Here is a 13,677-nt window from a genome sequence, read left to right as displayed (position 1 = left end):
CAACGCCCTACCTTGCCCCTTCTTTTCTTAATACAGAAAATATTGTATTGAAAAGAATTTTCACATCATACCATACTGAAAAATTCTTGATGTATTTTAGGTCATAATAAATTGTTTTTCCTAATTCTATTTCTCCTCTTCCACTAATCTGCGCAAGTCCTGTTATTCCAGGCAGTACTGAAAGTCTCTGCATATATTCTTTTGGATAATGTTCTACAACTTCAGGAATTTCTGGTCTAGGACCAACTAAACTCATATTTCCTATTAGTACATTGAAAAGTTGAGGTATTTCATCAAGACTAGTCTTTCTTAGAAAGTTACCTACCTTTGTTATTCTAGGATCTTCACCACTTTGAAAAACAAATTCATGAATATTTCCAATTTCTAATTTTTGTTCTTTGTGAGCATTCTGTCTCATTGTTCTAAACTTATAAATATTAAAATTTTTATTACCTTTACCAACTCTGCATTGTTTAAATATTATTGGCCCTTTACTATCAAGTTTAATAGCTATACTTATTAAGATAAATACAGGACAAAGCAGTACTATACCTACAGCAGATAGAATTATATCCATAACTCTCTTCAGAAAAAATTGAAATCCCTTTCTTGCTATATCCTCATATTCATCGATGCTCTCAAAATCATATGTTAAATTGTTATCTTTTATCATTACTATTTCTCCTTTGATCGTATCCCCATGCTAGAGCCGTAAACACCCAAAAGTAAGTAGTTAATTTAGGCACAAAGAAAAGATCATCACTCATATTCATACTTATAAAACCTAAAAAACTACACATATATCCAGTAAAAAATAATCTGGCAATAGAATTATTACATTTTTTAGCACATAAATATATACTTTTACCACCATATAATAATATGCTAATAAATATTATTATGGATATTATTCCAAGTTCACTCCACACTTTTAAGAATGAATTATGTGGGGGCATATTAAGGGCAGAATGAACACTAACTTCAGGGTAATGTCGTATATATATATTATAAGTTTCTCTAAAATTACCGTTTCCTATCCCTTTTATTGGATTATCTCTTATTATAAGTCTAGCACATTTCCATAATTTTAATCTTGTTTCATTCAAAGATATATCAAATATATTACGACTTTTCAATACAATTGCCCCTAAAACACCTAATACTCCTACACCATACATTGCTCTTTTTTCATAAAAAATTGCTAGAATTAACCCACCAACCACAATACCAATAATCCCATTTCTAGACATTGTGAGAACTAAGTTAATCAATATAAGTAATAATAATATGTAATACCTCTTTTTCTTTTCTATAAATATCTTTTGAAAGCTATATACAGCTATTGGATAAAAGAGAAGAACTAAAAAGCCTGCATAGGTATTTGGATTTTCAAATGTACCGTGAATTTTATTGAATCCACAAATCTCTTTACTAAACGCCCTAATCATAAATAAACCAGTGGAAAATTGAATTATTCCAATAACACATTCAATTATCATCACTAGTACAATTAAATTAATTAAAGTTTTTATCCACTTATCTTCACAATAATCGTATCCAATAATAATTAATAATATTACATATGTAAAAAACCTAAAACTTTCTTTTAATGCTGTTACTTTATAAGCACTATAACTAATACTTAAAAACATTAAAAAACATAGGGCTATCAAAAAAAGAAAGAAGATTGAAGAACACCTATTATATAAATATTCCTGAAAACGTCTTCTCTCATTTCTTAATATTACCATTCTTATGAAAAATAATAAGAAGAATGTAAATAAAATAATATCACTCTTAATTGTTATATTGATTATAGGAACTACTTTATTGCTAAATGGTATAATTATCAAAAATATTCCTAGTAAATAATCATTTATTTTTCTTAATTTTGTTTCCATATTACCACCACTATTTTTCATATTTATTATAAATATACTTAGCACATTCTATAACATGTTTCGTTCTAATCTCTTTACTTCTTGTATTCTTCTATTATTCTTTCAACAACATCTATAACATACTGAACATCTTCATCACTCATTTTAGGATATAATGGTAGTGATATAATTTTTTCAAAGTATTCTTCCACTACAGGAAAATCTCCAACTTTGTAACCAAAAGTATTTTTATAAAAAGACATATAATGTACAGGAATAAAATGTACACTTACCCCAATATTATATTCTTTAAGCTTCTCAATAAATTGGTCTCTATCAATTTTTAATTTCTCAACTTCAAGTTGAATAATATACAAATGCCATGCATGTCTTGTATATGAAGCAGTATATGGTGTTGTTACTTCATTAATTTCCCCAAATGCTTTATTATATTTTTCCGCAATTTCTTCTCTTCTTTTTTGCATTCTTTCTAATTTTGAAAGTTGGCATAACCCAAGTGATGCCTGAATATCCGTCATATTATATTTATATCCTGGATTCTCAACATCGTATCTCCAGCTTCCGCCTTTACCATATCTATTCCATGCGGCTTTATTCATTCCATGAAGACTTATTTCTCGTAATTTTTGAGCAATATCATCTCTATTTGTTGTAAGTATCCCACCTTCACCTGTACATATGTTCTTAGTTGCATAAAAACTAAAAGAAGTACAATCACCTATGGCTCCAATCAGCTTATTTTTATATTTAGTATACACTGCATGTGCAGCATCCTCTGATACAAATAAATTATGCTTCTTTGCTATTCTCATAATTTCATCCATATCGCAACTATGCCCTGCATAATGAACCGGAACAATTGCTTTAGTTTTAGGTGTGATTTTTTTTTCAATCTTCTTAGGGTCTATGCAATGAGTTTTGGGATCTATATCAACAAATACTGGTATTGCACCCATATGTACAATAGTATTAACAGAGGCACAAAAGGTCATTGGTGTTGTAATAACTTCATCTCCAGGACCTACATCCGCTGCTTCTAAAGCTAAATGTAATGCAGCTGTTGCAGAGTTCATAGCTATGGCATACTTTGCTCCTACATAATCTGCAAACTGTTTTTCGAATTCCCTTGTTTTTGGTCCTGTTGATAACCATCCACTTTTTAATGAATCAACTACTTCATTTATCTCATCTTCCTCTATTAAAGGGAGACAATAAGGTAAAAACTTTTCTCTGACTTTAAACTCACTCATAATACCCTCCATATTTATTCAAATTCTTATCTTGATGTTTTTGTATATTTTTCTATTCCTTTATTAGTTTTCCTTATATAAAATTTAAATATTCCTTCTAGGAATCCAAGTCCATAACTTGTGTGAAGTATAAAAAAGCTAATCATTATTCTTGGTATCTGCTGTACTTTATCTTCACAAACTTTTAGGGAAAAAATTCCTGCACACAATAAGTATACAATAATTTCAAATACAAAGGCATTTCTAATAATAGATGAAAATGGACTTAATACTATACCTATTATTAAACTCAAAACAAACAGTATAGGAACCAAATGTCTTAATGCCGCTGGTTTATTATGTTTTTGTATAACACGCACTTTCCAAAAACCATATTGAAAGTATTGTCTCCATAACTTTGCAAAAGAACCTCTTGTATAATAATATGATTTTACAATTGGTGTAAGTAAAATTTTCATTCCGGATTTTGTTACTCTATAGTTTATTTCATCATCCTGGTTCCTAACTAACTCTTCATCAAATAAACCAATTTCTTCAAAAACTTCTCTTTTATAAGCACCAAAAGCTACTGTGTCCACATATGTTTCTTCTTCACTATATCTAAATAGAGCATTTCCAACACCAAAAGGAGATGACATAGCTTTTGAGATAACTTCTGCACTTTCATTCTCACTTATACTTTCTATTCTTCCTCCTACGCACATAGCATCTGTTTCATCGAGCTTTTTAACACAATTTTCTACATAGCACTCATCCATATATGCATGTGCTCCAAATATAATAACAATATCTCCTGTGCTTTCTTTTATTCCTAAATTCATTGCAACTGGTGCAACTTTTTTAATATTATCAACTAGCTTAATACTAGGATATTTTTTACTATATTCACTTACAATCATTCTAGACTTATCTTCAGACATTCCATCGCAGACCATAACTTCTATATGTTCAATTCCATACGTTTGTCTACATATATAATCTAAACATTGTCCTATGTAATTTTCTTCATTTCTACACGGTATCACAACTGATACTTTACTTTTGTTCTTTTTCAAAAGTAACACCTCAATTCAAACTGCTTAGAGATACTTAAGATTTAATTTCTCAAATAAATCTAGCATATACTTCTTGCATTATTTCAGCATTTTTTTCCCATGTGTATTTTTCATGAGCTAACTTTATTCCATTGTTTCCAAGGTCTTTCATCTTTTTTTTATCTGAAAGTAGTAACATCAACTTATTTTTCAAATCAACTGGATCTTTACACTTACAATGAATCCCATTTAGTCCATCAATCACAGTTTCTTTTAATCCACCTACAGAGGTTGATACAATAGGTCTTCCACATGCGCTGGCCTCTACTGCCGCAACACCAAAACTCTCTTCTAAAGATGGGAGACAAACAATATCCATTTCATTAATATACTTAGGAATTTCAGTATTTTCAACATTCCCTTTAAACTCAACAAATTCTTGGATTTTTAACTCTTTGCATTGTTCCTCAAGCTTTCTTCTTTCAACTCCATCACCAACAATAAGTAGTTTTAATTTATCTTCCTTATACTCTTTTATAAGCATACTGAAAGCATCAATCAAATAATTAATTCCATATACTGCTTTCAAGTTTTTCATTAATCCAATAGTAATATATTCTTTTTCCAGTATTTCATTTATTTTTGAAAACTTTTTTGTATCTACTCCGAAAGGAGTTACAATTATTTCTTTATTGCAATACTTTTTCGTTTCCTCTGCCATATCTTCACTTGTAGAACATATAACCTCTGCTGACTTTAAAGTTTTTCTCAATAAAATTTCAGCAATTGAATTTTTCTTAGGAAATTCATACACATCCCTTCCCCATACTGAAACTATATAAGGTCTTTTTTTACTTAATGCCCCATATAATCCATATGAACTTGCAAAATGTCCATGTAAAATATCCGGATTAATATATTCTATTAACTTTTTAAATTTACTAATTATAAAAAAATAACTTAACTTATTTTTAAATGGAGGTTCTATAATATACTTTTTCACATTATCTCCAAATACATACTTAGTATCTCTCATTGAGATAATGCTTATTTCATAATTATACTGTGATAAATAGTCTACCCATTTTTTAGTATGTATACTATCAGCATCACTTAATATGCAAAGCTTGGTTCTTCTCAACACAAACCACTCCCAGTTTATAGGTTTTCTTTTAATATATTGCAAATACCTTCTGAAGCTTTTCCATTTCCATAATAATTAATTTGTTCACCGTTCTTTTCAAAGTTCTGTATAGCATTTGTGATTTTTTCATAATCAGCTCCAGCTAAAATGTTCCAACCACTTTTAATTGTTTCAACCCATTCACTTTCATCTCTTAATGTAATACAAGGTTTCTTCATAAAGTAGGCTTCCTTCTGAATTCCACCACTATCTGTAACTATCTTTCTACAATTTTTCTCCAAGACAAGAGTATCATGATATCCAACTGCATCAATTATTTTTATGTTATCACTAAAAGAAAGGTTATACTGCTTTAAATATTTCTTTGTTCTAGGATGCAGTGGTAATACTATTTTAGCGCCGCTTTCATTTAATGCCCTAACAATATTCTTTAGCCTCAATGGGTCATTTGTATTCTCCGCTCTATGTACAGTTCCTAATATATACTCACCTTTATTTAAATTCAGTTTTTCCAATATAGTGCTTCTTTTCTCTGCAATTTTTAGGTAATGTAAACAAGCATCATACATTACATCTCCAACATTATATACGTTATTTATAATGCCTTCGTTCTTTAAATTTTCAACTGCAGTTTCTGTTGGAGTAAATAAAAAAGATGAAACGTGATCAGTTAATATTCTATTTTGCTCTTCAGGCATTTTTTTATTGAAACTTCTCAGTCCTGCTTCAATGTGTGCTAGTGGTATAAGCAACTTACTTGCACATACTCCACCAGCTAAAGTTGAGTTAGTATCTCCATAAACAATAACACAATCTGGTTTTTCTTTTAACATTACTTCTTCTATTTTTATCATCATATTTCCAGTCATAGTACCATGACTTCCCGAGCCAACATTCAAATTATAATCTGGCATTGGTATTTCAAGCTCATCAAAGAATACCTTTGACATATTATCATCATAGTGCTGACCTGTATGAACAATAATCTCTTCATTCTGAGTTCTTAGTTTTCTTGAAACTGCTGCTGCTTTAATAAATTGAGGTCTTGCTCCTATTATTGTCAATAATTTCATTTTATACCCCCACAAATCTATTAATATTTACCTGACACAATATTATATATAATAATTTGTCCTCTATAGTTTTTCAATAATATTTGATAATTGCTTAGATAAATTCTTTCTTGAATATTTCTTAATTTCATTCAAATTTGAATCTGCAAGCTTTTCACCTTTATAAAACTTAGTGTATAAATTATAAATATTTTTTTCTATTTCATCTATATCGTTAGGATACGCACAATATCCCGTTTTAGTTTTTATAATTAAATCTCTAGCAACACCATCTGGAACAATTGCAATAATTGGCTTTCCACTTCTTATATATTCAAATATCTTGCCTGTATATATTCCACGACTACCCTTTCCTCCATCAATGATCAAAAGAACGGCGCTACCTGTCATTAAATTTTTTAAACTTTCTTTATGTGGCAAATAATTTTTTATACTTATTAATTGTGGGTACTTATCTTTAAAGAAATCAACTTTACCCTTATGTGCATTTCCAATATTCCCACAAAATTCAATTCTTATTTTATCTCTATCAATTTTTTTCTTTTCAATTAAATTTGAGATAGCTAATAGAATGTTTTCAGGAGACATTCTACCATACAATGTTCCATTATAAATAATCTTAAAAATCGAATTTTTTTCCACTGGTTCAATATCCCAAAAATCTGGTTCATCATATCCATTAGTAATAATCTCAAACTTTTCCTTATTTGTATCATAATATCTTAGTTTAAAATCTTCAATTATTGGTTTACTTACACTAATAACCTTATGGGCATTATGTATAACTTTCTTTTCTAGTCGTTTTTGTCTCCACTCTACCATTCTTCCATATTCAGCAAAAGGATTATTAGCCCACTGATCTCTAAAGTCAGCTATCCATTTGATTTGTTTCTGTTTTGAAAGCTTATATCCTATTAAATGAGCAGAATACGGTGCAGATGTAGTGTATATTACATCAATTTTTTCATTCTCTATAATTTTTACTGCTTCTTTTACAGCAGTATCTATCCATGATTTCTTATCATCAGGCAAATAAACAAAATTATAAAGCTTAAAAAATAATTTTTTACATATTGATTTAATCTTTGACTTGATATTGCTTTTTTTTAACTGGTTATTGCTAGTATTCACAGGACTCAAACTATTTTTGTTATTTAATAAATTATTGAGTTTTTTTACAATCTTCACTTCTTCAAATTCAGTTCTATGTACATGAATACCTTTACATATATCCTCTTTTAATGAATCATCATTTAATGTTTTTCTATCTTCATTTACAGTAAGCACATGAACTTCATGTCCAAATTCTGTTAAATACTTTGCAAATTTAGAAGTTCTCTGAACTCCTGCCCCTCCTTTTGGAGGATAAAAATATGCTATTATAAGTATTTTTTTCATACCCACTCATCACTTTCATTTAAAGTTTGTTATATTAATTATAATTCATACTAATTATATAACACTTCTTGATATTTTTCTATTAACTTCTTTCCTATAGCTTCATAACTGTAATTTTCTTTTACAAAATCTCTTATTTTCTGATTATCAAATTCATTGTATGTTTCTATTATATTACATAATCCTTCTTTTAAATGTTCTATACTCTTAGGATTAACTAATACACCTCTTGTTTCATCAACAAAATCCTGTGGTCCTCCACATTTTGTTGTTAATACAGGTTTTCCCCCTGCCATTGCTTCAATTAATACACTTCCAAAAGTTTCTTTTATACTTGGAAGTACTAGAAAATTATTCTCACTTATTTTTTTAGGAATTTCATTTTTCTTTACTCTACCATGAAATTTACATATATGATTCAAGTTCAACTTTCTGCTCAACTCTTCCAATTCTTCTCTTTGGTTTCCATCTCCATAAATATTAAATTCAACATCATAATCTTTATTCTCATCTAAAAAGGAAGCTAAGGCTGGTATGAAATATCGTAATCCCTTTACTTCAAATAGAGAACCAATAAATGCAATCTTAAATTTATTATCATATACTCTATTATTATTTATGGAGTATTCAGAAACATCTACAACATTCCCCATAACTTCGCCATTAAACTTAAAACCTAATTGCTTAAGTTCGTTTAAAAGTGCAGTACTTACTGTAAGTACTTTCTGCGCCTTATTGTAAGCATACTTAAATAAAACATTATTATATGGTTTTAAGGCAAACTCCCTTACTTTTGACATATGTTCTGTTAAAATAAAAGGTGTTTTATAGAATTTATTATATACCGCAGCTATAAATCCTGTAGGATAACACACATGACTGTGAATTATATCAATAGAATGATCTTTTACTATTTTTTTCATAAACACTATACTCATTTTTATACTAACAAGGAGAGCTAACTTACTATTTCTTAAATAACTAGTATTAGCTCTATATGTTAATACTCCCTCTTCTTCACAGCTTATAATTTCCCCTTTTTGAACACAATCATCATATGGGTAGAAAACTATCGGGTTAATACCTGCATCTTTAAGTGCTTTTGCCTGTTCTTTAACAAAAACTCCATTTATAGTACTATTTTTATTTGGATACCAACTGCTAATAATTAAAACCTTCATACTATTCCCCCAAAGCTTTTCTATTTTCATATATACTGTATATTAAAGCCAATGAAAGCCAAAACGGTATAAATGCTGTAACAGAACTTGGTGCAAATACAAGAAGAGCAATTGATATTCCTGCACCTAACGCGCCATAATTGCATCGGTTCAAACCCAATTTATAAGCATTTATAAATAAGCTTACAAATAAACTAATACATATAAATATAAAATAAAACAGAATGAAAATTCCAAAATCCCCTAAAATCTCAAGCCACAAACAATGTACTGCAATTGTTCCATATGTGTTATTCTGTTTTAATATATAATTTCCAATATTACCTGCCCCAAATCCATGAATATTTTTTTCCAATATAACACCTTTTACAACATCATACATCAATGTATAACGTCTGCTCATTGAATTTTTAGAGCCCATTTCTACTTTCTCATTGTATTTATTATTATTAATGATAGGTGTTCTATCAATTTTCCCATAAAAAGGACTCATTTGGGGAATAAAACTTAATCCATAAATTGTTCCCCAACTGATTGTAATAAACACCAGACAATGAACTATACATTTCTTATTTTTAATAATAAGAGCAATTAAAAGTAATACACCTAATACTATAAATACGGTAATCCATGCTGTTCTACATCTTGTAAAGATTATCTGAATAGTACTCATAATATATAAGATTATTAAAAATACCCTTTCTTTTTTATCTTTGCTAAATATAATTAATGGGAATATAAAGATTAATGCCACTCCAAGTACAAAGGCATAATTATTAGGATTATAAAAAAATACAGTAGGTATTCTCTTTAAATATGAGTATATTGGATCATTTAAATTAAGATCTTTAATCTCTCTATAACAATTTCTTATTCCCAAATCAATATTTAAAATTTGTAGTAACCCAAGAATTAACATTCCAGTGTATATTGCTATTAATAATCTTGTAGTTTTACCTAATTCTTCTCTACTCTTATTTTCAACAATTACCATAATTAAAAATCCAATCATGTTTGCGTAGTTATATATACTTATTATTGAAAACTTCTTATTTTCACTCCACAATATGCTAACAATCATATATACAATAAATATAATTAAGAATAATGCATATTTATTTTTTAGTAAAGCTCTAAAATCTATGTTTTCTTTCTTCGAAATTATATCCAATAATAATATAACAAAATAACTAAATAGTATTATTGTAAAATAGTAAATTCCAAATCTATTTCCTAGAGGCACTTTTAAATTATATCCTGTTAAAGCTAACATCAATGTCACATAGTAATAGTTTTTTCTCAAATCACCATTAAATTTTTTATAAATTAATCCCAATAATACTATACAAAATAAATATACATAATAAAGTTCAGGATTCGTAATAAAACCTATAATAATTAATAATGCTGTTATTATGTACGCAGACTTTTCTTTTAATAACTCTAGCACAATTTAGCTCTCCTTTACTTGTTATCTTTTATTATCTCATTATATATTCTTTGCCCAACCTTCCCATCAATCTCACCAAAATTACCACCAATATAATTGTTTAATCTTTTAAAGTATTGATTATCAAAACTACTTTCAAAATTTTTGATTATGTTTGCTAATTCACTACTTGTGTTAATTCCTAGGGAAATACCCTCTCTAACATAACCACATATATCATCATATTTTGGAAGTTTAATACATACTGAAGGTTTATTTAACAATGCTGCTTCAATAATTACAGTTGAGTGTACACTTATTACAAGTTCACTCCAATTAAGAAGCATATACAAATCTTCGTCTTTACATATTCTTATATTATTTAAATTTTTCCTTTTGATTTCTTCTTCATAGTACTCCTTATTTTCTGTATCTCCTGGATGGAGCTTTATGATTAAATCAATATTAGAATCAAGTTCTTTTACTGATTCTAACAATATATTAAATGAAGGCTTCACCAAGTCCTCCATATATTGAGATATGTAAAGTACTCTTCGTCTATTATCTTTTTTTAACTTTAATTTATTAACATCAAACAGGTAATCTGTTCTTGCTTGCCCAGTTACCACTGTATTTTTATCATTATAAATATTAGTTAACTCTATTAACAGCCTCCTATATTTATCTCCCCATAAAAATGTTTTTTTAGGTATAATCTTATGTCCATCTTTTAAACATACATCATAGGAATAAGACCCCTTGCTTATTATTCCATGTTGAAGAGCATAAGTATCGATGCCGCACCTATTTCCAGCAACAATAAAACACCTTCCTCTATCCCCTTCATCAATAACTATACATTTTTTTATTTTAAACTTTTTAATAATTTTTTCCTCAAAAAGCATTTCATTCAGATATGATTGAATGATTTTTTTACCGTTAACGTCTATAAACTCTTTTACAAATTCCCTATAGTTAATTCCTTTATAATAGTATTCTAATTCATCTAATATCTTAAAATTAATGCTAGTTAAATTACTATCAATTATTTTTCTACATAACAATTTTTTAAATAAAGACATAAATTCTAAAGGAACATAGTCCTTTGAATATTTTAAAGTCTTAGTTATTAATGAATCACTGTGTAAAAACTGCATATTCAATGGGTTAAATTTTTCATTGAGCATATCAATTAATCTACCGTATTGAGAATCATAAAAAATCTTTTCTCCTTTTTCATTCTCTCTCACTGATATACTTGCTGCCTGAGAAAGTATAAGAATATTATCTTTTCCATATGAATTTTTTAAAAACTTCATATAGCTCTTTATCCCTCTAACAGACCTTTTAAAGTACTTACCTAGCTTTAACTGTCTTTTTATTCTATTTTTATTTTCACTGTGCTTATATTCACAATTAATATTAAAAAATCTACCACATACTAAGTTCATATAATGATCATCTGTTTTTACATTAACATTTTCCCCTAATACATCTTTAACTTTTGAAAGCACTTCTACACATTCAAAAATTTTTTTAAGATATATTGATAGGGCTGGTCTCAGAAAAATATACATTGGAATTTCATCATATCTATAAATATCCTCTAATGCTCCATAACACGTAGTTTGTTTTTCTAATCCTTTTAAGAAATCATTTACAGTTAATCTAATATTCATGCTTCCAACTATATCACTTAATTCTGTTCTTTTCTCATGACTCAATATATATTTTTCATTTTTATAATAGCATAAAATTCCCATAATATCTCCTTATATAATTATGCTGCTTTTAATACGTTCATAAAATTTTTAAACTTCTTCCATATGAATACAAGCAACCCAATAAAAATTACATATCTTAAAAATACTCTGTTTACTAAAACATAAAAACTTAATGTTATAACCGAACTGGTAAGTATAGCAATAATATAATGTTTCAATTTTATAAAGGTAACATCCGAAACAATTTTAGCCATCATATAATGATAGATAAACAATAGAATATAGCTTATTAAGGTTGTTACTGCTGCAACTCTATATCCATACCTAGGAATTAATAATAAATTCAGTATTATATTTACAGCCCCAGAAATCAAAGTTCCTAAGGAAATAAGCACTGTCTTTTTTTCATAAAATTCAACATTAGATGGAAAACTGTAAAGAAATAAAAAATAATAGGATAAAGCTATAATTGGAATAATATCAAGCGCAACCCAAAATTCTTTATCAGCTAATAATCTTACAACTTCAGGTACAACCATCATAAATGCAAAATAAATAAAAGTGAAAATTAACATATAATACTTAATTGCTTTTTCAATTTCTTCATAATTTTCTTTTTTCATTTTATCAAAAAACCAAGGTACCCATAATTTATTTAAAGTTACCCATACTGTGTTTATTATCAGACCAACACTGTATGCAACTCCATATAGCCCCAATTCACTTTCACTTAAGAATTGTTTTATTGCAACACTATCAAAATAGGTCATTATCATAGAAGATAAACTATGAAATATCAATGGTACAGATATTACTAGAGCGTACTTCCAGTAAGCTTTATTTATAAACTCTTTTCCACACTTTATCTGTTTTAAAAAGAAATATGATCCAAATGCTATTGTTGTAAGTGCCATTCCATAAATTCTTCCTATAGCATTATTATTCAGTAGTATAACAAAAACTACACTTAATATTAACGCTGTAAGAGCATTACTTACCTGCACTAAAAAATATCTTTTATAATTTTGTTTAATAATATACTTTAAGGCATAACACTGAAATGTGAATGTAAAAAAACTATGTATAACTAATAATATTAAGACTCCACCACTTATTTCTAAAGCTTTAATAGAATTTAGCTGTTTATTAAATAATATTACAACTGTTAATGCTATTACAGAAAGAAGCATTGCCAAAAACATTATTGAGGACAAAAACTTGTCAAAGTCTTTTTCATATTCAACTTTTGCCCTATTAACACTTGCAGTAAGTCCTAATGTTATTACTGTTGTAGCTATTGTAAGCATTATAGCATAATATTTTACAGTACCAAACCCTTCTGTTCCCAGTAGTCTAGTAAAAATTCCCATTGAAGTGTATGATATTATTTGTTGAATAATTGTACAAAGAGTAAGCCAAATTCCACCTCTTATTAACTTACCTCTTAAAAGACCTTTTATCTTATCTAAGTTCATAATTATTACCTCTTAAATTAGTTTTCTATTATCATTTATTCTACATTTACTGTACTTCATCATCATAA

11 protein-coding genes are annotated in these 13,677 nt (G+C 28.0%); all 11 read right to left on the bottom strand.

From position 1 onward, the window contains the following. Nucleotides 1-7: 7 nt before the first annotated feature. Nucleotides 8-673 carry a sugar transferase gene (locus OW730_RS12105; RefSeq protein ID WP_271229271.1) on the bottom strand — a complete coding sequence of 222 codons (666 nt, stop codon included), beginning with the start codon at nt 671-673 and terminating at the stop codon, nt 8-10. Next, nucleotides 660-1,901: an O-antigen ligase family protein gene (locus OW730_RS12100; RefSeq protein ID WP_271229270.1), complete on the bottom strand. Its 1,242-nt coding sequence runs from the start codon at nt 1,899-1,901 to the stop codon at nt 660-662. Before OW730_RS12100 ends, OW730_RS12105 begins: the two co-directional genes overlap by 14 nt. Before the next feature lie 74 nt (nt 1,902-1,975). After that, the gene (gene pseC / locus OW730_RS12095) at nt 1,976-3,151 is read right to left on the bottom strand and encodes a UDP-4-amino-4,6-dideoxy-N-acetyl-beta-L-altrosamine transaminase (protein ID WP_271229269.1); all 1,176 of its coding nucleotides are present in this window, start codon (nt 3,149-3,151) and stop codon (nt 1,976-1,978) included. A gap of 26 nt (nt 3,152-3,177) precedes the next feature. Further along, nucleotides 3,178-4,215 (bottom strand): glycosyltransferase family 2 protein, encoded by a 1,038-nt coding sequence (locus OW730_RS12090; RefSeq protein ID WP_333781276.1) that lies wholly within the window; start codon nt 4,213-4,215, stop codon nt 3,178-3,180. 40 nt (nt 4,216-4,255) lie between these two features. Continuing rightward, complete coding sequence (locus OW730_RS12085) at nt 4,256-5,329, bottom strand: glycosyltransferase (protein WP_271229267.1); 1,074 nt, start codon at nt 5,327-5,329, stop codon at nt 4,256-4,258. A gap of 14 nt (nt 5,330-5,343) precedes the next feature. After that, nucleotides 5,344-6,402 carry a non-hydrolyzing UDP-N-acetylglucosamine 2-epimerase gene (gene wecB / locus OW730_RS12080; protein WP_271229266.1) on the bottom strand — a complete coding sequence of 353 codons (1,059 nt, stop codon included), beginning with the start codon at nt 6,400-6,402 and terminating at the stop codon, nt 5,344-5,346. 63 nt (nt 6,403-6,465) lie between these two features. After that, nucleotides 6,466-7,800, bottom strand: coding sequence for a glycosyltransferase family 4 protein (locus OW730_RS12075; protein WP_271229265.1), 1,335 nt, complete (start codon nt 7,798-7,800; stop codon nt 6,466-6,468). A 50-nt stretch (nt 7,801-7,850) separates the two neighbouring features. Next, a complete protein-coding gene (locus tag OW730_RS12070) occupies nt 7,851-8,981 on the bottom strand; it encodes a glycosyltransferase (protein ID WP_271229264.1) in 1,131 nt (376 codons plus the stop codon). 1 nt (nt 8,982) lies between these two features. Continuing rightward, complete coding sequence (locus OW730_RS12065) at nt 8,983-10,431, bottom strand: O-antigen ligase family protein (RefSeq protein ID WP_271229263.1); 1,449 nt, start codon at nt 10,429-10,431, stop codon at nt 8,983-8,985. A gap of 14 nt (nt 10,432-10,445) precedes the next feature. Further along, complete coding sequence (locus OW730_RS12060) at nt 10,446-12,173, bottom strand: CDP-glycerol glycerophosphotransferase family protein (protein ID WP_271229262.1); 1,728 nt, start codon at nt 12,171-12,173, stop codon at nt 10,446-10,448. Between the two features lie 17 nt (nt 12,174-12,190). Continuing rightward, nucleotides 12,191-13,609, bottom strand: coding sequence for an oligosaccharide flippase family protein (locus tag OW730_RS12055; RefSeq protein WP_271229261.1), 1,419 nt, complete (start codon nt 13,607-13,609; stop codon nt 12,191-12,193). Nucleotides 13,610-13,677: the final 68 nt, after the last annotated feature.

It is taken from the genome of Oceanirhabdus sp. W0125-5 (assembly GCF_027938815.1).
In the GTDB taxonomy this organism is placed as follows: Bacteria; Bacillota; Clostridia; order Clostridiales; family Clostridiaceae; genus Oceanirhabdus.
This window is presented reverse-complemented; position numbering and strand designations above follow the sequence as displayed.

Bases quoted from the DNA above. Each gene is read 5' to 3' on its own strand.
- OW730_RS12105 (WP_271229271.1), bottom strand. From the start codon at position 673: ATGATAAAAGATAACAATTTAACATATGATTTTGAGAGCATCGATGAA.
- OW730_RS12100 (WP_271229270.1), bottom strand. From the start codon at position 1,901: ATGGAAACAAAATTAAGAAAAATAAATGATTATTTACTAGGAATATTT.
- pseC (WP_271229269.1), bottom strand. From the start codon at position 3,151: ATGAGTGAGTTTAAAGTCAGAGAAAAGTTTTTACCTTATTGTCTCCCT.
- wecB (WP_271229266.1), bottom strand. From the start codon at position 6,402: ATGAAATTATTGACAATAATAGGAGCAAGACCTCAATTTATTAAAGCA.
- OW730_RS12075 (WP_271229265.1), bottom strand. From the start codon at position 7,800: ATGAAAAAAATACTTATAATAGCATATTTTTATCCTCCAAAAGGAGGG.
- OW730_RS12070 (WP_271229264.1), bottom strand. From the start codon at position 8,981: ATGAAGGTTTTAATTATTAGCAGTTGGTATCCAAATAAAAATAGTACT.
- OW730_RS12060 (WP_271229262.1), bottom strand. From the start codon at position 12,173: ATGGGAATTTTATGCTATTATAAAAATGAAAAATATATATTGAGTCAT.
- OW730_RS12055 (WP_271229261.1), bottom strand. From the start codon at position 13,609: ATGAACTTAGATAAGATAAAAGGTCTTTTAAGAGGTAAGTTAATAAGA.